The organism is Enterobacter sp. SORGH_AS_0287 (assembly GCF_031453695.1).
In the GTDB taxonomy this organism is placed as follows: domain Bacteria; phylum Pseudomonadota; class Gammaproteobacteria; order Enterobacterales; family Enterobacteriaceae; genus Enterobacter; species Enterobacter ludwigii.
Genome location: NZ_JAVIZW010000001.1, coordinates 712,425 through 738,347, shown reverse-complemented (window position 1 = coordinate 738,347; position 25,923 = coordinate 712,425). Strand labels below are relative to the sequence as shown.

Genomic DNA, 25,923 nt, shown 5'->3' with positions numbered 1-25,923 from the left:
TGGAACCCCGGTAACCCTGTCAGGAGTGTGAAAGTGATTAGTATATTCGACATGTTCAAAGTGGGAATTGGCCCTTCGTCTTCCCATACTGTTGGCCCGATGAAGGCCGGTAAACAGTTCGTCGATGATCTGGTCGAAAAAGGATTACTGGAAAGCGTTACCCGTGTCGCCGTGGATGTTTACGGCTCACTGTCATTAACGGGTAAAGGCCACCACACCGATATCGCCATTATTATGGGTCTGGCGGGCAATATGCCGGATACCGTAGATATTGATGCCATTCCGGCATTTATCCGCGACGTGGAAACGCGCGGCCGCCTGCTGCTGGCAAACGGTCAGCATGAAGTGGATTTCCCGCATGATGACGGCATGCGTTTTCGTAGCGATAACCTGTCCCTGCATGAAAACGGTATGCAGATCCACGCCTTTAGCGGCGACAAAGTGATCTACAGCAAAACCTATTACTCCATTGGCGGTGGTTTTATCATTGATGAGGAACACTTCGGCAAAGATACAACGGGTGATGTGAACGTACCTTACCCGTTCAAGTCCGCCAAAGAGATGCTGGACTACTGCCATGAAACCGGTCTGTCACTTTCCGGCATGGTGATGCAGAACGAACTGGCGCTGCACAGCAAAAAAGAAATTGAAGACTATTTTGCGAACGTGTGGCAAACCATGCAGGCCTGTATCGATCGCGGCATGAACACCGAAGGCGTACTGCCTGGGCCACTGCGCGTACCGCGTCGCGCCTCTGCGCTGCGCCGTATGCTGGTCACCACAGACAAATTCTCTAACGACCCGATGAACGTGGTCGACTGGGTGAACATGTTTGCGCTGGCGGTGAACGAAGAAAACGCCGCGGGTGGCCGGGTGGTGACTGCACCAACGAACGGCGCGTGCGGTATCGTTCCGGCGGTACTGGCCTACTACGATCACTTTATTGAACCCGTAACGCCTGATATCTACATTCGCTACTTCCTGGCAGCAGGGGCGATTGGTGCGCTGTACAAGATGAATGCGTCTATCTCTGGCGCTGAAGTGGGCTGTCAGGGTGAAGTGGGCGTGGCCTGTTCTATGGCCGCGGCCGGTCTTGCAGAACTGCTGGGCGCCAGCCCGGAGCAGGTCTGTGTGGCGGCTGAAATCGGTATGGAACATAACCTCGGTCTCACCTGTGATCCGGTTGCGGGTCAGGTGCAGGTACCGTGCATTGAACGTAACGCTATCGCGTCGGTAAAAGCGATCAACGCCACGCGTATGGCCATGCGCCGTACCAGCGAGCCACGCGTTTCGCTGGACAAGGTTATCGAGACCATGTACGAAACCGGTAAAGACATGAACGCCAAATATCGTGAGACCTCCCGCGGCGGTCTGGCGATAAAGGTGCAGTGCGACTAACCGTTTCGCCTCAACGCCTCTCTCGCCCATCTTCCACGGATGGGCGAATTTTTATCCCTTTCTCGTCGACTTAATATTTCCCCACTACACTTGCTGTGTTGCCTCGGCTTTTGGTGCTGAAGGCGTATTGGGCGGCCTCCCATGCAAACAGCACAGAGGATCATAAAAAAGTATCGCCGAAAACGCGTCATCGTCTGCGTGATGGTTGCGCTTCTTACGCTCATCATTACGCTGGGTATACGCTTTATTTCACAGCGTAACGTAAATCAGCAAAACACCCTGAACTTTGCGGCGCACTCCGTCAACGTGCTGGATAACGTCTTATTGCCGCTGGAAAAAGGGCGCAACCCGCTGCTGGCACTGGTCGGAGCGCCCTGCTCTCAGGCGCATTTAGTGTTACGAAAACAGGCGGCCTCACTGCAAACGGTGCGCTCAATTGCACTGGTCAAAGACGGTATCCTTTACTGTTCAAGTATTTTCGGCAATCGCGACGTCCCGTTGCGAGAGATTCAGCCTGCCCTGCCCTCCGCCGAAACAAAGCTGGTGCTCTCCACCGACAAATCCTTGCTTAAGGGAAGCCCGATCCTGATCCAGTGGTATCCGGTTTCTGATAGCGGAGAAGATGGGGTGATGCAGATTGTGAATATCGATCTCATCACTCGCCTGATGCTGGAGCCACAGCGCCCGCTTATCACCGACGTGGCCCTGACCGTGGGGGATAAATACCTGCGCTACGGTGAAAATGTCTCCGACTCGCTGACAATAAACGATGATGAGAGGGTTCTGCGCCAGCAATCCAGCCATTTCCCGTTCACCATTACCGTCAGTGGCCCGGGAGCCAGCGAGCTGGCGTTGATATATTTGCCCTCTCAGCTGCCGCTGGCGCTGATGCTCAGTCTCCTGATGGGTTACGTCGCCTGGCTTGCGACCGCGAACCGCATGAGTTTTACCTGGGAAATTAACCTTGGCCTGGCCGCGCGTGAATTTGAGCTGTTTTGCCAGCCGCTGCTGAATGCCCGCACGCAGAAATGCGTGGGGGTGGAGATCCTGCTGCGCTGGAACAACCCCCGTCAGGGATGGATCTCCCCGGACGTTTTTATTCCGCTCGCCGAAGAGCACAACCTGATTATCCCTCTCACACGTTACGTCATTAACGAGACGGTGAGTCAGATTGGCTATTTTCCGGCAACGCCCGGCTTCCACATTGGCATCAACGCCGCCGCCAGCCATTTCCGGCATGGAACGCTCATTCAGGACCTGAACCGCTACTGGTTCAGCGCGCATCCCACCCAGCAGCTGATTGTGGAGCTGACGGAGCGTGACGCGCTGCAGGACGTGGATTATCGCATTGTAAGAGAGTTACACCGTCAGGGCGTGAAGCTGGCCATTGATGATTTTGGCACCGGCAATAGCTCTCTCTCGTGGCTGGAAAAGCTGCATCCGGACGTGCTGAAAATTGATAAGTCCTTTACCAGCGCTATCGGCACTGATGCTGTGAACTCCACGGTGACGGACATCATCATTGCGCTCGGACAACGGCTTAGCATTGAGCTGGTGGCTGAAGGGGTAGAAACGCCCGAGCAGGCGCGGTATTTGCGTCATCACGGGGTAGAGGTACTGCAGGGATTTTTGTTTGCGCAGCCTATGCCGCTGAGGGAATTTCCGCAATGGCTGGCGGAGAGTTCGTCTCCGCCAGCACCGCGTAACGGGCATATCGTTCCGCTGATGCCGTTACGCTAGGCTCAGTTACTCTTCTTCGTCGTGGGCCGACTGCTCTTTAACAATGCGCACCATATCGACGCGATAGTCATTCGCTTCGATTATCGTGATCTGCAGCGGAGGCAGTTCAATGATATCGCCGGTCCGCGGGATTTGTCCGTTAACGGCAATAACCAGCCCAGCCACGGTCGCAATGTCCTCTTCATCGTTGATGATGTTTTCCAGACCCAGCGTGTGCTGTAGCGCGTGCAGATCGGTGGTGCCTTTCACCAGCCAGCCGTCACCGTCGGAGACAATTTCCGGGGTTTCATCCGCATCCGGGAATTCACCGGCAATGGCTTCAAGCACGTCGAGCGGCGTCACCAGACCCTGCACCACACCAAATTCATTGGTGACGATAACAAAGCTACCGCGTGCGCGGCGCAGGACGCCAAGCAGGTTGATAGGATCCAGTGTTTCCGGCACCACAATCGCCGGTGATGCGGCGGCGACGGCTTCGACGTTAATCCCCTCTTCCAGCGCCACCAGCATCTCTTTCGCACGCACCACGCCGATGATCTCGTCCAGTTCACCCCGGCATACCGGGAACAGGCTATGCGGTGAAGAGAGCAACTGCTGGCGAATCTCATCAACGCTCAGGCGGGAATCGACCCAGCTGATTTCACCGCGCGGGGTCATGATGCCACGCAGCGAGCGGGAGGCCAGGGAGAGCACGCCGTTAATCATATAGCGCTCTTCTTCCACAAATGCCCCTTCCGGGACGGGAACCGGGTTACGGCTTTCATTGTCATTCTGCACGTTGACCTGACGGCGACCGCCCATCAGACGCAGAATCGCATCAGCCGTACGCGCACGCAGCGGCTGGGTAGACTGCTGCTTGATAAAGTTATGTCGTGCAATCTGGTTAAACAGCTCGATGAGGATCGAGAAGCCAATGGCGGCGTACAGGTAGCCTTTTGGTATATGGAAGCCAAAACCTTCCGCCACCAGGCTCAGACCAATCATTAGCAGGAAGCTAAGGCAGAGCACCACGACCGTCGGATGCTGATTCACAAAGCGCGTCAGTGGCTTAGACGCCAGCAGCATCACCGCCATCGCGATAACCACCGCAGCCATCATCACCGGGAGGTGGTTCACCATGCCGACAGCCGTGATCACCGCATCCAGCGAGAAGACCGCATCAAGCACCACGATCTGCAGTACCACGACCCAAAAGCTGGCATAGCCTTTACCGTGTCCATCATCGTGCTGGCGATTTTCCAGCCGCTCGTGAAGCTCTGTCGTTGCTTTGAAAAGCAGGAATATCCCCCCGAGCAGCATGATCAAATCACGGCCGGAGAAAGTGAAATCCATGACGGAAAAAAGCGGCTTCGTTAGCGTAACCATCCACGAGATCACGGACAGCAGTGCCAGACGCATGACCAGTGCCAGAGAGAGGCCGATCAGACGCGCTTTATCACGTTGTTTTGGCGGCAGTTTGTCCGCAAGGATGGCAATAAACACCAGGTTATCAATGCCGAGAACAATCTCAAGCACGACCAGCGTGAGCAATCCCACCCAGATTGACGGGTCCATTAAGAATTCCATGAAACGCTCCTGCTAACGGAATGACCAAACGGTGCCCCACTCAACGTGGGAAAAACAGAGGCAGACAGAGTCGATACGTGGCGAGGATCGCCGGTGAAACAGGCGCGGAATGGCCTGGAGGATGACTGACGTCGGTGACGGTCCATATAGTGGGCTTTAGCCCTATACTCCTGAACAATTAAACGGATGCTAAACATATCAGAGACAATGCGTTTTTAGCAAAGATTTACGTTCCTTTGCAAAGATCTGTAACACAGCTGCTTTACCTTACAGATAATTCTGTAACCCATAGCTAAATTACGGATCTTCATCACATAAATTATTTTTTCACTATCTAAAATAATTCGCGGAAGTCTTAGTTATTTAACTCTAACCCTTTTCTGAATCGATTCGGTTGGCCAGATACGATTCACAGTGCGACTGCCTGGCAGGCGTATTAATGATAATAAAAGGAGGTAGCAAGTGACCATTGCTATTGTCATAGGCACACATGGTTGGGCTGCAGAGCAGTTACTCAAAACAGCAGAGATGCTGTTGGGTGAGCAGGAAAACGTCGGCTGGATCGATTTCGTTCCCGGTGAAAACGCTGAAACGCTGATTGAGAAGTACACTGCTCAACTGCAGAAACTGGATACCAGCAAAGGCGTGCTGTTTCTCGTTGATACATGGGGAGGCAGTCCGTTCAATGCTGCCAGCCGCATTGTCGTCGATAAAGAGCATTATGAAGTTGTCGCCGGGGTGAATATCCCCATGTTGGTGGAAACCTTCATGGCACGCGACGACAATCCGAGTTTTGATGAACTGGTCGCTCTGGCAGTTGAAACCGGTCGCGAAGGCGTGAAAGCGCTGAAAGCACAACCGGTTGAGAAGCCTGCTCAGGTGGCCGCGGCGCCAAAAGCCGCAGCCCCGGCGAAGCCCATGGGCCCGAATGATTACATGGTGATCGGCCTTGCCCGTATCGATGACCGTTTAATCCACGGCCAGGTGGCAACGCGCTGGACCAAAGAGACCAACGTTCGACGCATTATTGTCGTCAGCGATGAAGTTGCTGCTGATACCGTACGTAAAACCCTTCTGACACAGGTTGCTCCTCCTGGCGTTACCGCGCACGTGGTGGATGTCGCCAAAATGATCCGCGTTTATAACAACCCGAAATATGCGGGCGAGCGCGTGATGCTGCTGTTCACAAACCCGACAGACGTTGAACGCCTGGTTGAAGGCGGCGTGAAAATTACCTCCGTAAACATTGGTGGTATGGCATTCCGTCAGGGCAAAACGCAGGTCAACAACGCCATTTCAGTCGATGCGAAAGATATCGAGGCATTCAACAAGCTGAATGCACGCGGTATCGAACTGGAAGCCCGTAAGGTTTCCACGGATCAGAAACTGAAAATGATGGATCTGATCGGTAAAGTTGGGAAATAAGCCCGCGCCGGTTTTTCACATAAAGCTTATGTAATAGGAGAAGTACAATGGAGATTACCACTCTTCAGATTGTGCTGGTGTTCATCGTCGCGTGTATTGCGGGTATGGAATCCGTACTTGATGAATTTCAGTTCCACCGCCCTCTGGTGGCCTGTACGTTGATTGGTGCCGTTCTGGGTGATATGAAAACCGGGATCATCATCGGTGGTACCCTGGAAATGATTGCCCTGGGCTGGATGAACATCGGTGCGGCAGTTGCGCCTGATGCCGCGCTGGCGTCCATCATTTCTACGGTTCTGGTTATTGCCGGTCACCAGAGTATCGGTGCAGGTATTGCCCTGGCCATCCCGCTGGCAGCAGCAGGTCAGGTACTGACCATCATCGTGCGTACTATCACCGTGGCCTTCCAGCACGCGGCGGATAAGGCGGCCGAAAATGGCAACCTGACGGCGCTCTCCTGGATCCACGTCTCGTCCCTGTTCCTGCAGGCGATGCGTATCGCGATCCCGGCCGTTATCGTTGCGATCTCCGTCGGTACCAGTGAAGTACAGAGCATGCTGAACGCCATTCCAGAAGTGGTCACCGGCGGTCTGAACATCGCAGGCGGTATGATTGTGGTGGTTGGTTATGCGATGGTTATCAATATGATGCGCGCAGGCTACCTGATGCCGTTCTTCTACCTCGGCTTCGTTACTGCTGCGTTCACCAACTTCAACCTGGTTGCGCTGGGTGTGATTGGTGCAGTGATGGCGATTCTCTACATCCAGCTCAGCCCGAAATATAACCGCGTTGCGGGTGCCCCAGCGCAGGCTGCTGGTAATAACGATCTCGATAACGAACTGGACTAGCAGGTGAGCGAAATGGTTGATATGACAAAAACTACCACCGAGAAAAAACTCACTCCGGGTGATATTCGTGGCGTGTTCATCCGTTCTAACCTGTTTCAGGGTTCATGGAACTTCGAACGTATGCAGGCGCTGGGCTTCTGTTTCTCCATGGTACCGGCTATCAAACGCCTGTATCCGGAAAACAACGAAGCGCGCCGTCAGGCGATTAAGCGTCACCTGGAATTCTTTAACACCCATCCTTATGTGGCGGCTCCGGTTCTGGGCGTGACGTTGGCGATGGAAGAGCAGCGTGCAAACGGCGCAGAGATTGACGATGGTGCCATCAACGGTATCAAAGTCGGTCTGATGGGTCCGCTGGCAGGCGTCGGTGACCCGATCTTCTGGGGTACCGTGCGTCCGGTCTTCGCGGCGCTGGGTGCCGGTATCGCCATGAGCGGAAGCCTGCTTGGGCCACTGCTGTTCTTCATCCTGTTCAATGCGGTGCGTCTGCTGACCCGTTACTACGGTGTGGCTTACGGTTACCGTAAAGGGGTGGACATCGTTAAGGATATGGGCGGCGGCTTCCTGCAGAAACTGACTGAGGGGGCGTCAATCCTCGGCCTGTTTGTCATGGGGGCACTGGTTAACAAGTGGACGCACGTGAACATCCCGCTGGTGGTGTCCACCATCACCGGTCAGGATGGTCAGACCCGTGTTACCACCGTGCAGACGATTCTGGACCAGCTGATGCCGGGTCTGGTACCGCTGCTGCTGACCTTCGCCTGTATGTGGCTGCTGCGTAAGAAAGTTAACCCGCTGTGGATCATTGTTGGCTTCTTCGTCATCGGTATCGCGGGCTACGCTGTCGGTCTGCTGGGCCTGTAAGACATCACGTAATACGCCGGGGGCTTGCCCCCGGTTTTTTTATCTGGAGGATGAATGACTGTCACGGACATCGTACTGGTTTTGTTTATTGTGGCCCTTCTGGCATATGCGATCTATGACGAGTTCATCATGCCCCGCCGCCACGGCGAAACGCTGCTCTCCCTGCCCCTTCTGCGACGCGGCCGCGTGGATGCGTTTATCTTCGCCGGTCTCATCGTCATTCTTATATACAACAACGTGACCGGTCATGGTGCATTATTAACCACATGGTTATTATGTGCGCTGGCATTAATGGCGATTTATCTGTTCTGGATCCGTGTGCCGAAAATCATTTTTAAAAGCCGCGGGTTTTTCTTTGCCAATGTATGGATAGAATATAACCGTATTAAAGAGATGAATTTATCGGAAGACGGTGTACTGGTGATGCAATTAGAGCAACGCCGGCTGCTTATTCGGGTCAAGAATATTGATGACCTGGAAAGAATATACAAACTAATGCTTAAAACTCAGTAAGTTAACTACATAGCTTTGGCTATATTCTGCGTTTATTTTGCGCACCTGATATAGCCAAAGCTATATTCCATTCTGTCATTTCTCTTATATTTATTAACGTTATTTTCACGCATAAATCTAAATGAAAATCGTTATCAACACCTTGGAGAAATAATGCCGTTTCATTGTTGTTTTATATTCTCAAAATATGTTAAGGTTGCGCCCGTCGTTGGGGAGTAGCTGATTTCCTGTTCGCAGGAAATGTACGTGTCAACATACTCGTTGAAAAACGTGGCACGTACGGACCGTTTGCCGCACAGATTTGTGCAAGGCGGTCAGGCGAGACCATAGATACATCAACTGCTGTTTACTGGGGGCAGTGATGTGTCATATGGATATCTCCCGGTCTGGACGCTTTAATGAATATCTCCGCAACCCTTCTTCTTGCTTTCGGTATGTCCATGGACGCTTTTGCCGCTTCCATCGGTAAAGGTGCCTCGCTGCACAAACCCAAATTCTCTGAAGCGCTACGCACAGGCCTTATCTTTGGTGCTATCGAAACGCTGACACCGCTCATCGGCTGGGGTCTTGGTATGCTGGCAAGCCAGTTCATACTGGAGTGGAACCACTGGATCGCTTTCGTGCTGCTCGTATTTCTGGGGGGGCGAATGGTGATTGAAGGTTTTCGCGGCAATGGCGATGAGGAAGACGAGCCGCAGCACCGCCACGGTTTCTGGCTGCTGGTGACCACCGCCATCGCCACCAGTCTCGACGCCATGGCCGTCGGTGTGGGCCTGGCATTCCTGCAGGTCAATATTATTGCGACCGCGCTGGCCATTGGTTGTGCCACGCTGATTATGTCGACGCTGGGAATGATGGTTGGCCGGTTTATTGGCCCCCTGCTGGGCAAACGCGCCGAGATCCTGGGCGGTATCGTGCTGATTGGCATTGGTGCCCAGATCCTCTGGGCACACTTCGCCGGTTAATCTTCGCGCTGCCAGCAGTGGATACTGAAATCCGTCTGGCAGCGAAACGTTGTTTGCTCCGCTAAGGTTTCCCACACGTTCGGTTTCGCCCGCCATGCAAATGGCGTCATCTGCAACAACGCTACAGCTTCTTCCCCTGCCAGGTTCATCTCGTAGGCCAGCGTCTGCTCCTGCTTCAGCGTAAAGCCCGCCAGTTGCTCAGAATGTGGCGCATGCAGCCGAACCTCATCATAGATAAGCCCTTTAAGCTCCATCAGATGTCGGGGACCTGGCGTGACGGTAATGACCCATCCGCCCGGTTTGATAACGCGTGCCAGCTCCTGCGCCTTACAGGGCGCATAGATGCGGATAACCGCATCCATGCTGGCATCGTCAAACGGCAGTCGGTGGCTCGATGCCACGCAGAACGTCACGCCGGAGTAGCGTTTTGCCGCCGCGCGGATAGCCACTTTGGAAACATCCAGACCAAATGTCTGCGCGCCCTTCTCTTGTGCAACCTCAGCAAACCGCGCGGTGTAATACCCTTCCCCGCAGCCAATATCCAGCACGCCTGCTGCACTGTCAGTCAGATTATCTTCCAGCAATTGCGCGACGGCCTCTCTGAGTGGCTGATAGTGCCCGGCGTCGAGAAATGCCCGGCGTGCCTGCATCATCTCAGCACTGTCACCCGGATCGCGCGAGCGCTTATGCTGCACCGGCAGAAGATTCACGTAGCCTTCTTTCGCCATATCAAACTGATGTCCCTGCGGACAGGCATAACTTTTTTCTGATCGCGTCAGACGCGCGTGGCAAAGGGGACAACTGAAGGACATGGCAGCTCCGGGGCGTAAATCAAAGGGCGAAGTGTACCGCTATTCGCCCCGGTATAAAACGCCTGGGTTAACGCATGACGATAAGGTGCGAGGAATCAGGTGCCAGACCATCGGGTTTGACGTTCTCAAGACGCAATACGTTACCCATAATCTCGCTGAATACCGGTGCGGAGACGGCGCCGCCATAGTACGCTCCGTTTTGAGGATCGTTAATCACGACCACCAGCGCAAAACGCGGATCGCTGGCAGGCGCGACGCCCGCGGTATAGGCAACGTATTTATCGACATATTTGCCGCTATCATCGATTTTCTTCGCCGTACCGGTTTTCACCGCCACACGGTAATCACGCACCGCAGCCTTAACGCCGCCCCCGCCCGGCAGCGCAACGCTCTCCATCATATGCTCGACCTGATGAGCAATCTCTTCCGGCATGACTCTGTGCCCGATAACGGGTGGATCGATACGGGTAATTGAGAGGGGCCGTTCCAGCCCGAAGCCGCCGATGGTGGCATAGACGTGCGCCAGCTGGAGGGGGGTGACCATCAGACCATAGCCAAAGGCGAAGGTCGCCCTGTCGAGCTGGCTCCAGTATTTACGCTGGGGTAACAGACCGGCGCTCTCGCCGGTTAAGCCAAGCCCGGTGTTTGTACCAAAACCAAAGTTCCGGTAGGTATCAATCAGGTGCTGAACAGGCATCGCCAGCGAGAGGCGCGATACGCCAGTGTCGCTCGATTTTTGCAGGATCCCGGTCATCGAGAGTTCAGGGTAGTAACCCACATCCCGAATGCGGTGCCCGTCAAGCACATACGGATGGGTGTCAATGACGCTGTCAGGCTGCACTAGCCCCTGTTGCAATGCCGTCATCAGCACAAGCGGCTTCACGGTTGAACCTGGCTCGAACGTATCGCTGATGGCACGGTTACGAAAATCGTCTATTGTCGCGCCCTGGCGGTTATTGGGGTTGAAATCCGGATAGCTCGCCATCGCGAGGATTTCACCGGTGGGGATATTAATGAGCACTGATGCCCCCGACTCCGCCTTGTTCCAGGCCACAGCGTTATCTAGCGCATCCTCGGTGATGGTTTGCAGGCGCTCATCAATACTGAGCTGAATATTGTGCGCAGGCACCGGCGCGACTTCCGTCAGATTCTCCACCACGCGACCGTAACGGTCTTCCCTGACCTGCCGGACGCCCGGCTTGCCTGTTAGCTGGGTGTTGAAACTTTTTTCCACCCCCTCAATGCCCTGACCGTCAATATTGGTGAAACCAATCAGGTTTGCCGCCACATGCCCGGCAGGATAAAAACGGCGTGATTCATCGCGTAAATTGATACCCGGCAAATTCAGCTTATCGATCCATTTTGCCTGAGCAGGATCTACCTGCCGGGCAAGGTAGATGAACCTCCCCTGTGGATTCGCGTTAATCCGTGATGACAGGGTGTTCAGGGAGAGATGTAACGCATTCGCCAGCGCCTGCCAGCGATCGTCAAAGCCCACGCCCCCTTTTGCCAGCACCGTTTTTGGGTCGGCCCACACGGCCCTGACCGGGACACTGACCGCCAGCGGCCGGCCCTCACGATCCATGATCATTCCGCGGGGAGCATCAATCGGCAGTTCGCGTAGCGATCGCATATCCTCCTGCTTGACCAGGTTGTCAGGTTTAATAATTTGCAGCCAGGCAACGCGGCCCAGCAAAAACGCCAGACTGCAAAAAATGGCTAAACAGAGCAGCGCAAAACGCGCCGGCGTGAAATTGCCGGCGGTCGTTATCATTTTCTTCTTCACCTGAACCCCAGGACTGTTAAACAACGCCCTGATTTAACGGGAAAAGACGGCCAGAGGGAGGGAAAACAGTGCTACTAACCTCGTAGCTTTGCAACAAGTTACTAACAAGAGCGGGGATGGTAATATTTTGAAAGATAAGGCACATAAAAAAGCCCCGCTATATGCGAGGCTTTATGTCTGAGAGTGAAGTACTACGTGCTTCAGTCAGCAGTGGTTCGATCAGATAGCAGTTACGTTAACTGCAGCTGGGCCTTTCTGGCCGTCCTGAATTTCGAACTCAACGTTCTGGCCTTCAGCCAGAGTTTTGAAGCCGTTACCCTGGATTGCAGAGAAGTGTACGAACACGTCTTTGCTGCCGTCAGCAGGAGTAATGAAACCAAAACCTTTAGACTCGTTGAACCACTTAACTTGACCTTTAATCTTTGCCATTTGCAAAATTCCTTAGAGTGTTTTCTTAGCCCGCAGGCATTACTGAGATAAAACTGAGACATTACTGCATGAGGCACTAATATAAGGTTCGGCAGAGAAGCGGTATTCAACGACAACGTGTTTACTCAGGACTTCTTTACTGAAAATGCCACACATAAACAGAACTGTACCTCGTTTGACCCAAAACGTGTTATCACACACTATGTTTAATATGGCAAGCCATTTTTAAACATGTCTCGATCCGCCGCACAAATTCGAACTGTGCCGGTATGCTTTTGCACAATTATGCGCATGACATATGGACAGCCCTGCTCACTTACACAGACTCGCCGTTGCTTTCACAACCGCTGTTATCTAAGACTTTTTTAACATAGCTCAATCATTCCAGTGCGTCCAGCAACCCGCTAAGAAAAACCCCTACATTGATTGAGTTAGAACAATTTGTGAAAACTTATGCTTAAATCATTGTAACGCCCCTGTATTGTTACAGTGGAAATACAATGTTAATCCTTCACGCTAAACTGTATTAAAAAGCACCAGTTAATAAAGAATGTTATGCACCAAAATAATGAAATTTTTATGACTCTGCATCAAAACAAGGCAAGCAAAACGTTTCGATAAAAATAAAACATTCTTTAGACCTTAGACATACAGAATATATGCAACAATCCAGCGCTTCGTTTATAAGGATAAATATTCACCAATTTTCAGTATCCTGAAGGAATTATTAACCGGTGCTAAATTATCGAGGACTGCAGTTAACTCTCGCACGGGGTCATCAAGCGATTCATCAGCCAGTTCAAACACGCCCCAGTGAATGGGAAATGCCAGTGGGCATCCCAACTGTTGCCACAACGCAACGGCAGATTGCGGATCCATATGATGTATGGCCATGAACCACCGTGGTGCATAAGCGCCAACGGGCAACGCCGCGGCGTTAATTTTACCCAGCCTTTCCGGTATTCGCAGCAGTTCAGGTGAATAGCCCGTGTCGCCGCTAAACCAGAAACGATGATGCCGCCCTTCAAACACCCAGCCACACCACAGGGAGCGATTGCGGTTCCAGAGCGTGCGCATACTCCAGTGCTGCGCCGGTACGGCGGAAAGCGTAATCCCCAGCCAGGTGAAACTCTGCCACCAGTCGAGCTCAACAATGCGTCTTGCCCCCCGGCGGCGAAACCAGTCTCCCAGACCTAAGGGAACAAACAGAGTGACGTCGGGGAAGCGTTTAAGGATCCGGCGAATGGTCGCGTCATCCAGATGATCGTAATGATTATGGGAGATAACCACTGCATCGAGTTGCTGGAGCTGTTCGACAGACAGAGCGGGAGGCGTTTTACGTTGTGGTCCGAGGAAAGGTAAGGGAGAGGCGCGGCGAGAAAAAACGGGGTCGGTCAGCAGGGTGTTGCCATCAATGTGCAACAACAGGCTTGCGTGTCCGAGCCACCATACCCCATTTTCCTGCGGCTGCTTAAGCGTTGCCGGCTGCCACCACTGGCGGATAAAGTCCTCATATCCGTTTGCCGGGGGGCGGGGTAAGCCAGCTTCTTTACGCGCTTTTCGCCAGCGATCAACGTCACCGGGCTGATGCCCGACGGGGTCAGTATTACGAAAACCGTTCGGTGTGTGATGTTTCAGGGAGGGGTCATACCAGGGATTTTTCCAGACCACAGCCACCTCCCGGATAAGACAAATTAACGCTCAGCCACCAGGCGGATAAAGTCATCCTGCTCAGTGTTGTCTTCAGCAACCGCGTCTTTCGCCGACGCTTTCTCTTCTGGTTCGTTAGCCTCGCACAGACGACGTAACAGCGCATTCTGACGTTTTTGTTGGTCAAGCAGCGCTTCCAGCAGTTCGATCTGCTCGTTTGTACGGGAACTGGCACGGTTTACGAAAAACCAAATGACAAGCCCCACCAGCAGAACAACCAACGAGATCATCAGGGATGCCATATTTAGCAGCCCTGAATTCAGTAACTCACCCATTTCACCACCTCAATAAAAACGTCTATCTTACCACTGGTGCGAAGGAAGGAAATCACCTTGAGAAAAAATGCGTGTTACCACGGAATAAACTTATTGATTGCGCAAACGCCGCTAAAAAACTGTACATCCTGATCGCACATCACATTGATAGTCTGCGTCCACAACACCACACAGGCTACCAGCACAATAATCAGAATCACCCAGCGTATTTTTTTTCACTCCACACTCCGTCTAAAGGCCCGATATAACCAGGTTATCACGGCTATCTTAAACAAGGACTAACTGTACCGCCATCTGGTCGTTTTCAGAATCATGCACTTGTTTCATAGAGTAAACCGTTTAGGCTTACTGCATGACAACAAAGATAAAGAGGCAATGATGCATTTAATCATTCGTACAATTATTGCACTGGCCGTAGTATGGGTTGGCCTTCTGTTAACCGGCTATGGCGTGCTTGTGGGAAGCACCGAAAACGCCGCTGGATTAGGTATTCAATGCAAATACATGACCGCGCAGGGCATGAGCACGGCACAATATATTCATTCAGACAGCGGGATCATTGGTTTAACCAACTGCCCGGTTCTGCGTAAAACATCCGTCGTCATTGATAACGGCTAATCACCCCGATTGATACTGACAAAAAACGCCGCACTGTGTGCGGCGTTTTTTGTGCCCGTAAGGATCAGAACGGGTAGTCGTTATAGCCCATTTGTTCAGAAATCTTGCGTGCGGCTGTATGGAGAATCGCCACATACTCATGCAGACGTTCTTCAGAAAAGCGCAGGGTCGGGAAAGAGATACTCAGCCCGGCAATGACAACGCCAAAGCGGTCAAATACCGGCACACCGATACAGCGCAGCCCTTCTTCCTGCTCTTCGTTATCTTCGCCATACCCCTGCTCACGTACTTTGTCGAGCACGGCCAATAATTCGTCAGTGCTGGTAATAGTGCGTTCAGTACTGCGCTTATACTCCACGCCTTCGAGGATCTGCTTCACTTCTTCGCGATCGCGCCACGCCAGCAGCACTTTGCCAATCGCGGTACTGTAAAGCGGATTACGACGACCGATGCGTGAATACATGCGCAGGTTGTACATGGAGTCGATTTTATGGATGTAGACAATGCTGTCTTCATCCAGTGCCCCCAGGTGGATAGTCTCTTTGGTCAGGCGAGAGATCTCACGCATCTGGATATCTGCGCTGCGGATCAAATCCACGTTTTGCAGCGCACGGGCCCCGAGCTCGAACAGTTTCAGCGTCAGAGAATACTTTTCAGACTCGCCTTCCTGTGCGACGTAACCCAGTGACTTCATGGTTTGCAAAAAGCGATAAACGGTGCTTTTCGACATCATCACACGCTGCGACAACTCTGTAATACCAATTTCACGCTCTTCTCCGAGCGCCTGTAAGATGCCAAACACCTTCAGCACGGAAGAAACAGAATCTGGCTGTTTATCCAAATCTGCAATTGCCATTTACCACCTCATAGAGAGTGTTTTATAAAAATCAGAACCGGTTTTTATTATAAATTCCCGTCATGTTACCTGCAATCGATCCTCGTTTACTTCGTTACAAATCTGCGACATAAAACTGAAATAACGATGCTAAAATAGTTACCCTGAGAATAATTTCACACTGAGCTTTTCATCCCTAATGGAAAAAAACTTGTCCGATGGCCTGCCTTTGCCCCAGCGGTATGGCGCTATCGCCACGATTGTTATCGGTATTTCAATGGCCGTCCTTGACGGTGCAATCGCTAACGTTGCCCTGCCAACCATTGCCAGCGACCTGCATGCCTCCCCTGCCAGTTCTATATGGATAGTCAATGCCTACCAGATAGCGATCGTGGTTTCACTGCTCTCGTTCTCTTTCCTGGGCGATATGTTCGGTTACCGACGGGTGTATCAATGCGGCCTGCTGGTATTCACCTTTACTTCCCTTTTCTGTGCCCTTTCTGATTCGCTGCATACTCTGACGCTTGCGCGCATAGCGCAGGGTTTTGGGGGGGCGGCACTGATGAGCGTCAACACGGCGTTGATCCGCTTAATCTATCCGCAGCGTCATCTGGGACGCGGTATGGGGATAAACTCGTTTATTGTCGCCGTCTCGTCTGCGGCCGGGCCAACCCTTGCGGCGGCCATACTCTCTGTCGCGTCCTGGCAGTGGTTATTCGCCATTAACGTACCGCTGGGTATTGTGGCCCTCTTCTTTGCTCTGCGCTATCTTCCCGCGAACGGTCCCAAAAGCACGATGCCGCGCTTTGACCTCATCAGCGCAGTGATGAATGCCCTGACCTTTGGCCTGCTGATTACTGCCCTGAGCGGCTTTGCACAAGGTCAGTCCCTTTTACTTACCGCCGCGGAGCTCATTGCGTTGCTGGTGATTGGCTTCTTCTTTGTACGCCGCCAGCTCGCGCTCCCTGTCCCTTTATTGCCTGTCGACCTGCTGCGTATTCCTCTTTTTTCTCTCTCGATTTGTACTTCTGTTTGCTCATTCTGCGCTCAGATGCTGGCCCTGGTCTCTCTGCCCTTCTTCCTGCAAAGTGTGGTGGGACGTACTGAAGTCGAGACCGGACTGCTGTTAACGCCGTGGCCACTGGCGACGATGGTAATGGCGCCGCTGGCAGGGTATTTGATTGAGCGCGTCCACGCCGGATTGCTTGGCGCGCTGGGGCTTGCCGTCATGGCCACGGGGTTGTTCGCACTCGCACTACTCCCCTCATCACCCACCGATCTGGATATCATCTGGCGCATGATCCTGTGCGGTGCAGGGTTCGGTCTGTTCCAGTCGCCTAACAACCACACCATCATCACCTCAGCGCCGCGCCATCGCAGCGGTGGTGCCAGCGGTATGTTAGGCACCGCACGTCTGCTGGGACAAAGCACCGGCGCGGCCCTGGTCGCGCTGATGTTTAATCTTGCCGGGCAAAATGGCAACCACGTTGCACTTTTCACCGCAGGCGCCCTTGCCACCCTCGCCGCCATCATCAGCGGGCTGCGCATTACCCAGCCCAGAGTACAGGCATAAAAAAAGCCGGGCGGATATCTCCAGCCCGGCTCATTGCTCTTCTTAGCGTTACTTCAGGTATTCACCACTGCGCAGCGCTTCAATACGTTTATCCAGCGGCGGGTGACTCATAAACAGTTCGCTCAGCGATTTTGATTTACCGTTAATGCAGAATGCCATAATGCTGGTCGCTTCCTGCGGTTCATAGCTGGTTTTCAGACGCTGTAGCGCGGCAATCATCTTCTCACGGCCAACCAGTTTCGCCGAGCCAGCATCCGCGTGGAACTCACGATGACGGGAGAACCACATGGTGATGATGCTGGCCAGAATACCGAATACCAGCTCCAGAACCGTCGCAACCGCGAAGTAGATCAGCGGGTTGCCGTTGCTCTCTTCCCCTTCATCGCGGTTCCCGCCCATAAAGCCTGCGGCGATCTGCGCCAGAATACGGGAGATGAAGATAACAAAGGTGTTCACTACGCCCTGGATCAGGGTCATGGTGACCATGTCGCCGTTAGCGATATGGCTGATTTCGTGAGCGATAACCGCTTCGGCTTCGTCACGGCTCATGTTCTGCAACAACCCGGTGCTGACGGCAACCAGCGACGCATCACGGCGGGCACCTGTAGCAAAGGCGTTAATATCTGGCGCGTGGTAAATGGCCACCTGCGGCATGGCGATACCCGCCTGCTGCGATTGCTGAGCCACGGTATTCATCAGCCACTGTTCCATATCGTTACGCGGTTGCTCAATGACTTCACCACCTACCGATTTCAGTGCCATCCATTTCGACATCAGAAGTGAAACGAATGAGCCACCAAAACCAAACAGCAGCGCCATAATCAACAGACCCTGAACGCTGCTCGACTGAATTCCTGTCAGGCTTAGCACGAGCCCGAAAACCACCATCACCGCAAGGTTGGTGAGCAGGAAGAGCGCGATTCGCATCATAATTTTCTTTTAACCTCAGTTTAACAAAGCGCACTATGCGATTACCCACATCGTATGGGTATTACGGCTATTTTCAAGCATCCATCGGGCGTAAGTCACCAGAAAGACACAACTTTACACAATTGGAAATTTGCCTGACGGGAGAATGCGGAACAAAAAGAAACAGGCACAATTTCTTGTGCCTGTTGGGGGATTATTTTGCCGGTGCGGGTTGCACGGCGGGCTTCGCCTTTTCCTGATTCGCCAGGTCAAGAGCGATATGCACCGTCTCGTCGAGGTAAGGATCCGGCTCCTGGTAATCTTTTGGCAGATCGTCCAGTTTCTTAAGCAGAGGCTTACCTTCACGCTTGAAGCGATCGTTGATACGCGCCAGACGCGTTGCATCATCTTCGTTGTTCTCTTTCTCACGCTGAGCGTAGTTGAGAGAAACAATATTCCGCTTATCTTTCAGGGCATTGAAACGAGCAATATCCTTCATGATGTACTGGAATTCCGGATCTTTGGCGATGCGATCGTTGTGCGCTTTCAGCAGTTCAGGACCAAACTGCGTCATATCACCCGCTTTCACGTAGGTCGCGGCGTTAATGCTATCCCACGGCAATGCGTTATCTTCAAACTTCTCGCCGGTTTCAGTCTCTTCCGTGCCTGTCGGCATCATGATATCCGGCGTCACGCCTTTACGCTGCGTACTGCCACCGTTCACACGATAGAATTTCTGAATGGTGTACTGAACCGAACCCAGTGCAGGCCATTCCGGACGCAGCATCTGATCGTAGATACGATTCAGAGAACGATACTGCTGTACGGTACCTTTACCAAATGTCGGCTCACCGACAATCAGCGCACGGCCATAGTCCTGCATAGCGGCGGCAAAGATTTCAGACGCGGAAGCACTGAAGCGATCGACTAAGACCACCAGCGGGCCTTTGTAATAGACCACACCATCGTTGTCGGCATCTTCACGTACTTTACCGTTGTTATCGCGCACCTGAACCACCGGACCAGACGGGATAAACAGCCCGGACAGTGAAACCGCTTCGGTCAGCGCCCCACCACCGTTGCTGCGCAGGTCGATGATGACGCTGCTCACGTTCTGCTTTTCAAGCTTCTGCAGCTGGACTTTTACATCATCAGTCAGCCCGACATAGAAGCCCGGGATATCCAGAACACCCACCTTCTCTTTACCCACGGTCTTCACCGACATTTTCACCGCGCGGTCTTCCAGGCGGATACGCTCACGCGTCAGGGTAACGATACGGGTTTTGGTGCCTTTACCGGCTGGCAGAATTTCAAGGCGAACTTTGCTGCCTTTCGGACCTTTGATCAGCGCAACCACATCATCCAGACGCCAGCCGATCACATCGACCATGTTCTGTCCGGTTTGACCCACACCAACAATGCGATCGCCTACGCTTATCGCTTTGCTTTTCGACGCCGGGCCACCGGCGACCATTGAGTTGATCACGGTGTAATCATCGTCCATCTGCAGCACCGCACCGATACCTTCCAGAGACAGGCTCATTTCGGTATTAAACTGTTCGGTATTGCGAGGCGAGAGATAATTGGTATGCGGATCGATTTCGTGAGCGAAAGCAGTCATCGCCAGTGAGAAAACATCTTCACTGTTGGTCTGAGCCAGACGACGAATAGCGAATTTGTAACGACGCGTCAGCGTGTCACGGATCTCTTTTTCATCTTTGCCGGTCAGCTTAAGGCTCAGCTCGTCGTATTTTACTTTTCCATCCCACAGCGCATTCAGCTCGGCTTCGTCTTTCGGCCAGGGCGCTTTGCTGCGGTCCAGATTAAAGGTGTCGTTGCCGGTGAAGTCCATCGGACGTTCCAGCACTTTCAGCGCATACTGATAGCGTTCAAAGCGGCGCTTTTGCGACAGGTTATAGAGATCGTAGAACAGATCCAGCTTGCCTGAACGCAACTCGTCACCCACCCCGGATTTACGCTTAGCGAACTGCTCGACATCGCTGGCGAGCAGTACGTTATGGCTGTAATCCAGCAAGTTCAGATAGCGGTCAAAGATTTTGGCCGAAAAGGCCTGATCGAGATCGAACTGACGATAGTGCGAACGGGTGAAGCGTGAGGTCACACGCTCGCTCACCGTCGCGTGCTGCGTCTCTTCCTTGAGGACCGGAATTTGATCAACACGCGTGATATCGTCCACTGCGAAAGCATGGCCCGTTATAGCAAACAGGCCCGCCAACGCGGTGAGCTTAAAAAAAGTGTTCATGCCAGGCTTGGCCTCCGTTTCAGAACAACAAGTGTTCTGCGCGTACAATCATTGACATACCAGAAGTCAGCTGTACACGAACGCCATCTTTGGTGATTTCCAGTACGGTGGCGTCCATTGCGTTGTTACCCGCTTTCACCTTTAGTGCCTGACCCACGCTCAGGGCGTTAATGTCAGAAACCGGCGTATGGCGCGGCTCTTCACGAGGGGCGCGCGGGGCTTTAGCTGCTGGTTTGTCAGCACGCGGTTTGCGATCGTTATTATCGTTACGACGCGGCGCTGGGCGTGGTTTACGCTCACGACGAGGCGCTTCTTCCTGGCCGTTTGCCGCTGCGGCTTCGCGTTTTTTCGCTTGCTGTTCTGCACGTTGTGCCTGAACGCGTGCTTTGGCTTCTTCCAGCTGTTTACGTGCGTGCTCAACGTGCTGCTCGTCCAGCTCACCACAAGGGTTGCCGTCAAGATCAACACGCGTCGCGCCCGCTTTGATACCGTACAAGTAACGCCAGCTCGAAGTATAAAGACGTAAGGCGGAACGAAGCTGAGTTTTGCTGAGGTTCATTTCCCCCTCAACGCGTGCCACCAGATCCTGAAAAATACCGACTTTCAGGGGACGAGCTTCACCTTCAGCACTGAAGCACTGTGGGAAACGCTCGGCCAGAAATGCGATAACTTCTTTACTGCTATTCAACTTAGGTTGATTTTCCATGAAATTTCCTGATTACAACGGACGTTGCCAACAAGCGCAGGCATGAACAGGCGTCATTATAATGACGCTATCAGTAAATGCTACGTTATCCGTTGATTATCCTGCTACGCTCGCAAAGAATTTTTGATAATCGGTTGCGGCGAGAACGTTTTCGAGGTTAGCCACCAGCTCGCGCAGCCCTTGTTCGTCCTCGGTTGTGAAGCGACTGAAGACCGTGCTGTCGATATCCAGAACGCCAATAATCTGATTTTTTACCACCAGAGGCAGAACGATTTCAGAATTACTGGCTGCGTCACAGGCAATGTGTCCGTCAAACGCATGGACGTCTTCGACGCGCTGTACCTGATTAGTCGCGACCGCTGTACCACAAACGCCGCGTCCTACGGGAATACGCACGCAGGCAATTTTCCCCTGGAACGGGCCAAGCACCAGCGTTTCACCTTCCAGAAGGTAAAAACCGGCCCAGTTAACGTCTGATAGCCGTTCAAACAGCAATGCGCTAGTATTTGCCAGAGTGGCTAAGAAGCTGGTCTCACCCGCCATCAATGCCTTAAAATCGCGGTTAAGATCCGCGTAGAATTCTGTTTTGTTCATTATTCAATCACTTAGTTGTCTTACAAAATTACCGCATAGCCTATTAAAATAAGCATTAAATGCGCTCATGCTCAAGATGAATCCGTTCATGAGTTAATATAACGTTCAACAATACTTATTTGTGCGCAGCTGATGGCCTTAAAAACAACCAAAATTACGCCGACAAAAAAGATAACTGTCCATACGGTAAGCGAAGCTTTGCCTCGTGCACATTATCAGCGTTGCCCGCAGTGCGATACGCTTTTTATGTTGCCGAAGATGAAATCGCATGAAAGTGCTTTTTGCCCCCGCTGCGACGCTAAAATTCGCGACGGCCGCGACTGGTCGCTGACCCGTCTCGCCGCGATGGCCATCACCATGCTGCTTCTTATGCCGTTTGCCTGGGGCGAACCGCTGCTGAAGCTGTACCTGCTTGGTGTGCGTATTGATGCCAACGTACTGCAGGGGATCTGGCAGATGACGCGCCAGGGTGACCCGCTCACCGCCGCCATGGTGCTGTTCTGTACGGTCGGCGCGCCGCTGGTGCTGGTCGCCGCCATTGCCTATCTTTGGTTTGGTAACATTCTGGGGATGAATCTCCGCCCCGTGTTGCTGATGCTGGACAAACTGAAAGAGTGGGTCATGCTGGATATCTACCTGGTGGGCGTCGGCGTGGCGTCCATAAAAGTGCAGGACTATGCATTCTTGCAGCCCGGGGTCGGACTCTTTGCATTTATTTGTCTGGTCTTGCTCAGCATCCTCACACTCATTCATCTGAACGTCGAACAGCTCTGGGAGCGCTTTTACCCTCAGCGCCCGGCCACGCGACCGGATGAAAGTCTCCGGGTCTGTCTGGGGTGTCACTATACTGGCTTGCCCGACCCACGTGGCCGTTGCCCGCGGTGTCATATTCCCCTGAGACTGCGGCGCAACAACAGTCTGCAAAAATGCTGGGCCGCGCTGATTGCCTCGCTGGTCTTTTTGATCCCGGCCAATATGCTGCCGATTTCCATCATTTACGTGAATGGTGGGCGCCAGGAGGATACCATCCTCTCCGGGATCATCTCCCTCGCCCACAGCAACGTGGGGGTGGCGGCAATTGTGTTTATCGCCAGTATTCTGGTGCCGTTTACCAAAGTGGTGGTGATGTTTACCCTGCTCCTGAGTATTCACTTCAAATGTGAGCAAGGTTTACGTACCCGAATTCTGCTTTTGCGATTCGTCACCTGGATTGGCCGCTGGTCGATGTTGGATCTGTTCGTGATTTCGTTGATGATGTCGCTGATCAATCGCGACCAGTTATTAGCTTTTACAATGGGACCCGCAGCTTTTTATTTCGGCTCCGCGGTGATATTGACTATTCTTGCTGTGGAATGGCTGGATAGCCGCTTACTTTGGGATGCACATGAGTCAGGAAACGCCCGCTTCGCCGACTGAAGCGAGAATTAAAACAAAACGCCGCATTTCTCCATTCTGGTTGCTGCCTGTCATCGCCCTGATGATTGCAGGCTGGCTTATCTGGACGAGCTATGAAGATCGCGGAAGCACCATCACCATTGACTTCCAGTCTGCCGACGGCATTGTGGCCGGGCGAACCCCTGTCCGCTTCCAGGGGGTTGAGGTGGGTACCGTTCAGGATATCAGCCTTGGAAAAGGGCTGAATAAAATTCAGGTCCGCGCCAGCATTAAGTCCGATATGCAGGATGCGCTGCGCAGCGAAACGCAGTTCTGGCTGGTAACGCCTAAGGCCTCTCTGGCGGGTGTTTCAGGGCTGGATGCACTGGTTGGCGGTAACTACATCGGCATGATGCCGGGTAAAGGTGAACCGCAGGATCACTTTGTTGCGCTGGATACCCAACCAAAATACCGACTGAACAACGGCGATCTGATGATCCATCTGCAGGCACCAGATTTGGGTTCCCTCAACAGTGGCTCACTGGTTTATTACCGTAAAATTCCTGTAGGTCGCGTTTATGATTACGCCATCAACCCGAATAAACAGGGCGTGACGATTGATGTGTTAATCGATCGCCGCTTCACTAACCTGGTGAAAAAAGGCAGCCGTTTCTGGAACGTCTCCGGCGTGGATGCCGATCTCAGCCTGAGCGGTGCCAAAGTGAAGCTCGAGAGCCTGGCCGCACTGGTCAACGGTGCCGTTGCCTTCGACTCTCCGGAAAACTCCAGCCCGGCCACGGCAGATGATACCTTCGGATTGTATGCTGACCTGGCGCACAGCCAGCGCGGCGTGATCGTCAAACTCGCCCTGCCCGACGCTAAAGGGCTGAAAGCGGGTTCCACACCGCTTATGTATCAGGGATTACAGGTTGGTCAGCTCACCAAAATGACGCTCAATCCAGGCGGTTCCGTGACCGGTGAGATGACCGTCGACCCGAGCGTGGTTGATCTCCTGCGTGAAAAAACGCGTATCGAGATGCGCAGCCCAAAACTGTCTCTGAACGATACCAGCCTGAGCAATCTTCTGACCGGCAATACGTTTGAACTGATCCCCGGTGAAGGTCAACCCAGCAACAGTTTCGTTGTTGCGCCAGCAGATAAAGCGCTGCTGCAAAAACCGGGCGTCGTAACGGTGAAACTGACCGCGCCTGAAAGTTACGGTATCGAAGCCGGCCAGCCTCTGATTCTGCATGGCGTCCAGGTGGGCCAGGTGCTGGAGCGTACGCTCTCTGAAAACGGCGTGAGCTTCTCGGTGGCTATCGATCCGCAATACAGCGACCTTGTCCATGGCGACAGTAAATTTGTGGTGAACAGCCGCGTCGACGTGAAGGTTGGCCTCGACGGCGTTGAGTTCCTCGGTGCCAGCGCCAGCGAATGGGTTAACGGCGGGATCCGCATTTTACCGGGCAATAAAGGCCCGGTGCGCGACAGTTATCCGCTGTATGCCAACCTGGACAAAGCGATTGAAAACAGCATGAGCGATCTCCCAACCACGACACTGACGCTAAGCGCCGAGACGCTTCCTGATGTCCAGGCTGGCTCCGTTGTGCTGTACCGTAAGTTTGAGGTCGGGGAAGTGATTGCCGTACGCCCTCATGCGGACGCGTTTGATATCGAACTGCATATCAAACCGGAGTATCGCAAGTTGCTGACCCCGAATAGCGTGTTCTGGGCCGAAGGTGGTGCGAAAGTGCAGCTTAACGGTAACGGGCTGACCGTGCAGGCCTCCCCGCTTTCACGTGCGCTGCGCGGAGCGATCAGCTTCGATAACCTCAGCGGTGCGGGTGCAAACCTGCGTAAAGGCGATAAGCGTATTCTCTTCCCGTCTGAAACCGCTGCCCGTGCCGTTGGCGGGCAGATTACCCTGCATGCTTTTGATGCAGGGAAGCTGGCGGAAGGGATGCCTATCCGTTATCTGGGTATTGATATCGGGCAGATCCAGAAGCTGACGCTTATCACCGCGCGTAACGAGGTCCAGGCCACCGCCGTGCTCTACCCGGAATATGTTCAAACCTTCGCCCGCTCAGGCTCCCGCTTCTCGGTGGTGACGCCACAGATTTCGGCCGCTGGCGTTGAGCACCTCGACACTATCCTGCAGCCTTATATCAACGTCGAACCCGGTAAAGGGAATGCTCGCCGTGACTTTGAACTGCAGGAAGCCACGATCACTGACTCTCGCTATCTGGATGGCCTGAGCATTGTGGTGGAAGTGCCGGAAGCGGGCTCGCTGAACATCGGCACACCGGTGCTGTTCCGCGGGATTGAGGTGGGCACAGTGACGGGCCTGACGCTCGGTACGCTCTCTGACCGCGTGATGGTGGCATTACGCATCAGCGATCGTTACCAGCACCTGGTGCGTAATAACTCGGTGTTCTGGCTGGCCTCCGGCTATTCACTGGACTTCGGTCTGACGGGCGGGGTGGTGAAAACCGGCACCTTCAACCAGTTCATTCGTGGCGGTATTGCTTTCGCTACACCACCGGGGACGCCGCTGGCGCCGAAAGCGCAACCGGGCAAACACTTCCTGCTGCTCGAAAGCGAGCCGAAAGAGTGGCGTGAATGGGGCACTGCCCTGCCGCGTTAATCTCAGGGCTCCGGTGTCAACGCACCGGAGCCTTTATGTTACACTGCGCCCCTGAACTTTTCCCTGTGGTGTGCAC

General features: G+C 53.4%; 25 protein-coding genes and 1 riboswitch. Of the genes, 11 read left to right on the top strand and 14 right to left on the bottom strand.

The window, feature by feature from the left end:
• The first annotated feature begins 33 nt into the window (after positions 1-33).
• Positions 34-1,398, top strand: a complete 1,365-nt coding sequence (gene sdaA, locus QE396_RS03425) for an L-serine ammonia-lyase (protein ID WP_309949935.1) — start codon at positions 34-36, stop codon at positions 1,396-1,398.
• 141 nt (positions 1,399-1,539) lie between these two features.
• Positions 1,540-3,138, top strand: coding sequence for an EAL domain-containing protein (locus QE396_RS03420; RefSeq protein ID WP_020883423.1), 1,599 nt, complete (start codon positions 1,540-1,542; stop codon positions 3,136-3,138).
• Positions 3,139-3,144: 6 nt separating this feature from the next.
• On the opposite strand, the gene yoaE is transcribed toward QE396_RS03420, so the two are convergent.
• Together yoaE and QE396_RS23465 are read right to left on the bottom strand one after the other, a co-directional pair.
• Positions 3,145-4,704: a CNNM family cation transport protein YoaE gene (gene yoaE, locus QE396_RS03415; protein WP_014170597.1), complete on the bottom strand. Its 1,560-nt coding sequence runs from the start codon at positions 4,702-4,704 to the stop codon at positions 3,145-3,147.
• On the bottom strand, positions 4,692-4,850 hold the full coding sequence (locus tag QE396_RS23465) for a protein YoaL (protein WP_404997360.1): 159 nt from the start codon (positions 4,848-4,850) through the stop codon (positions 4,692-4,694). The genes yoaE and QE396_RS23465 overlap by 13 nt, the downstream gene beginning before the upstream one ends.
• A gap of 316 nt (positions 4,851-5,166) precedes the next feature.
• Between QE396_RS23465 and manX the strand changes: the two genes are divergently transcribed.
• From manX to mntP, 5 genes are all read left to right on the top strand, one after another.
• Positions 5,167-6,129: a PTS mannose transporter subunit IIAB gene (gene manX, locus QE396_RS03410; RefSeq protein WP_309949932.1), complete on the top strand. Its 963-nt coding sequence runs from the start codon at positions 5,167-5,169 to the stop codon at positions 6,127-6,129.
• A 47-nt stretch (positions 6,130-6,176) separates the two neighbouring features.
• Positions 6,177-6,977, top strand: coding sequence for a PTS mannose transporter subunit IIC (manY, locus tag QE396_RS03405; RefSeq protein ID WP_014170599.1), 801 nt, complete (start codon positions 6,177-6,179; stop codon positions 6,975-6,977).
• 12 nt (positions 6,978-6,989) lie between these two features.
• On the top strand, positions 6,990-7,841 hold the full coding sequence (locus QE396_RS03400) for a PTS mannose transporter subunit IID (protein ID WP_006810994.1): 852 nt from the start codon (positions 6,990-6,992) through the stop codon (positions 7,839-7,841).
• Between the two features lie 54 nt (positions 7,842-7,895).
• Positions 7,896-8,354 carry a DUF986 family protein gene (locus QE396_RS03395; RefSeq protein ID WP_049023019.1) on the top strand — a complete coding sequence of 153 codons (459 nt, stop codon included), beginning with the start codon at positions 7,896-7,898 and terminating at the stop codon, positions 8,352-8,354.
• Between the two features lie 198 nt (positions 8,355-8,552).
• A riboswitch (yybP-ykoY riboswitch) is annotated at positions 8,553-8,742 on the top strand.
• 10 nt (positions 8,743-8,752) lie between these two features.
• Complete coding sequence (gene mntP / locus QE396_RS03390; RefSeq protein WP_014170601.1) at positions 8,753-9,319, top strand: manganese efflux pump MntP; 567 nt, start codon at positions 8,753-8,755, stop codon at positions 9,317-9,319.
• Here mntP and rlmA read toward each other — a convergent pair.
• The 7 genes from rlmA to mgrB all read right to left on the bottom strand — a co-directional run bounded on the left by rlmA (position 9,316) and on the right by mgrB (position 14,540).
• Positions 9,316-10,131, bottom strand: a complete 816-nt coding sequence (gene rlmA, locus QE396_RS03385; protein WP_049023018.1) for a 23S rRNA (guanine(745)-N(1))-methyltransferase — start codon at positions 10,129-10,131, stop codon at positions 9,316-9,318. The two genes, mntP and rlmA, sit on opposite strands and share 4 nt — an antisense overlap.
• Positions 10,132-10,198: 67 nt before the next feature.
• Positions 10,199-11,905, bottom strand: a complete 1,707-nt coding sequence (gene ftsI, locus QE396_RS03380; RefSeq protein ID WP_309949925.1) for a peptidoglycan glycosyltransferase FtsI — start codon at positions 11,903-11,905, stop codon at positions 10,199-10,201.
• A 231-nt stretch (positions 11,906-12,136) separates the two neighbouring features.
• Positions 12,137-12,346, bottom strand: a complete 210-nt coding sequence (cspE, locus tag QE396_RS03375; RefSeq protein WP_001062678.1) for a transcription antiterminator/RNA stability regulator CspE — start codon at positions 12,344-12,346, stop codon at positions 12,137-12,139.
• Between the two features lie 39 nt (positions 12,347-12,385).
• On the bottom strand, positions 12,386-12,502 hold the full coding sequence (locus QE396_RS03370; protein WP_032611517.1) for a DUF2627 domain-containing protein: 117 nt from the start codon (positions 12,500-12,502) through the stop codon (positions 12,386-12,388).
• A 525-nt stretch (positions 12,503-13,027) separates the two neighbouring features.
• Entirely contained in the window at positions 13,028-14,017 is a 990-nt protein-coding gene (locus QE396_RS03365; protein WP_309949912.1) for an MBL fold metallo-hydrolase, read from the bottom strand.
• 23 nt (positions 14,018-14,040) lie between these two features.
• A complete protein-coding gene (locus QE396_RS03360; protein ID WP_020883419.1) occupies positions 14,041-14,331 on the bottom strand; it encodes a YebO family protein in 291 nt (96 codons plus the stop codon).
• Positions 14,332-14,405: 74 nt separating this feature from the next.
• Positions 14,406-14,540, bottom strand: a complete 135-nt coding sequence (mgrB, locus tag QE396_RS03355; protein WP_309952574.1) for a PhoP/PhoQ regulator MgrB — start codon at positions 14,538-14,540, stop codon at positions 14,406-14,408.
• 169 nt (positions 14,541-14,709) lie between these two features.
• Between mgrB and QE396_RS03350 the strand changes: the two genes are divergently transcribed.
• Complete coding sequence (locus tag QE396_RS03350; protein ID WP_020883418.1) at positions 14,710-14,949, top strand: YobH family protein; 240 nt, start codon at positions 14,710-14,712, stop codon at positions 14,947-14,949.
• Positions 14,950-15,013: 64 nt separating this feature from the next.
• On the opposite strand, the gene kdgR is transcribed toward QE396_RS03350, so the two are convergent.
• Positions 15,014-15,805, bottom strand: a complete 792-nt coding sequence (kdgR, locus tag QE396_RS03345; RefSeq protein WP_014170608.1) for a DNA-binding transcriptional regulator KdgR — start codon at positions 15,803-15,805, stop codon at positions 15,014-15,016.
• A 178-nt stretch (positions 15,806-15,983) separates the two neighbouring features.
• Between kdgR and QE396_RS03340 the strand changes: the two genes are divergently transcribed.
• Positions 15,984-17,357, top strand: coding sequence for an MFS transporter (locus QE396_RS03340; RefSeq protein WP_020883417.1), 1,374 nt, complete (start codon positions 15,984-15,986; stop codon positions 17,355-17,357).
• 48 nt (positions 17,358-17,405) lie between these two features.
• Here QE396_RS03340 and htpX read toward each other — a convergent pair whose 3' ends face one another.
• The 4 genes from htpX to QE396_RS03320 form a co-directional block, all read right to left on the bottom strand.
• On the bottom strand, positions 17,406-18,287 hold the full coding sequence (gene htpX / locus QE396_RS03335; RefSeq protein ID WP_014170610.1) for a protease HtpX: 882 nt from the start codon (positions 18,285-18,287) through the stop codon (positions 17,406-17,408).
• A gap of 193 nt (positions 18,288-18,480) precedes the next feature.
• Positions 18,481-20,529, bottom strand: coding sequence for a carboxy terminal-processing peptidase (prc, locus tag QE396_RS03330; RefSeq protein ID WP_020883416.1), 2,049 nt, complete (start codon positions 20,527-20,529; stop codon positions 18,481-18,483).
• Between the two features lie 19 nt (positions 20,530-20,548).
• Positions 20,549-21,235: an RNA chaperone ProQ gene (gene proQ / locus QE396_RS03325; protein WP_014170612.1), complete on the bottom strand. Its 687-nt coding sequence runs from the start codon at positions 21,233-21,235 to the stop codon at positions 20,549-20,551.
• A 96-nt stretch (positions 21,236-21,331) separates the two neighbouring features.
• A complete protein-coding gene (locus tag QE396_RS03320) occupies positions 21,332-21,829 on the bottom strand; it encodes a GAF domain-containing protein (protein WP_014170613.1) in 498 nt (165 codons plus the stop codon).
• A 132-nt stretch (positions 21,830-21,961) separates the two neighbouring features.
• Here QE396_RS03320 and yebS point away from each other — a divergent pair, with 132 nt between their 5' ends.
• Positions 21,962-23,245: a membrane integrity lipid transport subunit YebS gene (gene yebS / locus QE396_RS03315; protein WP_020883415.1), complete on the top strand. Its 1,284-nt coding sequence runs from the start codon at positions 21,962-21,964 to the stop codon at positions 23,243-23,245.
• Positions 23,214-25,847 (top strand): PqiB family protein, encoded by a 2,634-nt coding sequence (locus tag QE396_RS03310; RefSeq protein WP_020883414.1) that lies wholly within the window; start codon positions 23,214-23,216, stop codon positions 25,845-25,847. The genes yebS and QE396_RS03310 overlap by 32 nt, the downstream gene beginning before the upstream one ends.
• The last annotated feature ends 76 nt before the right edge of the window (positions 25,848-25,923 follow it).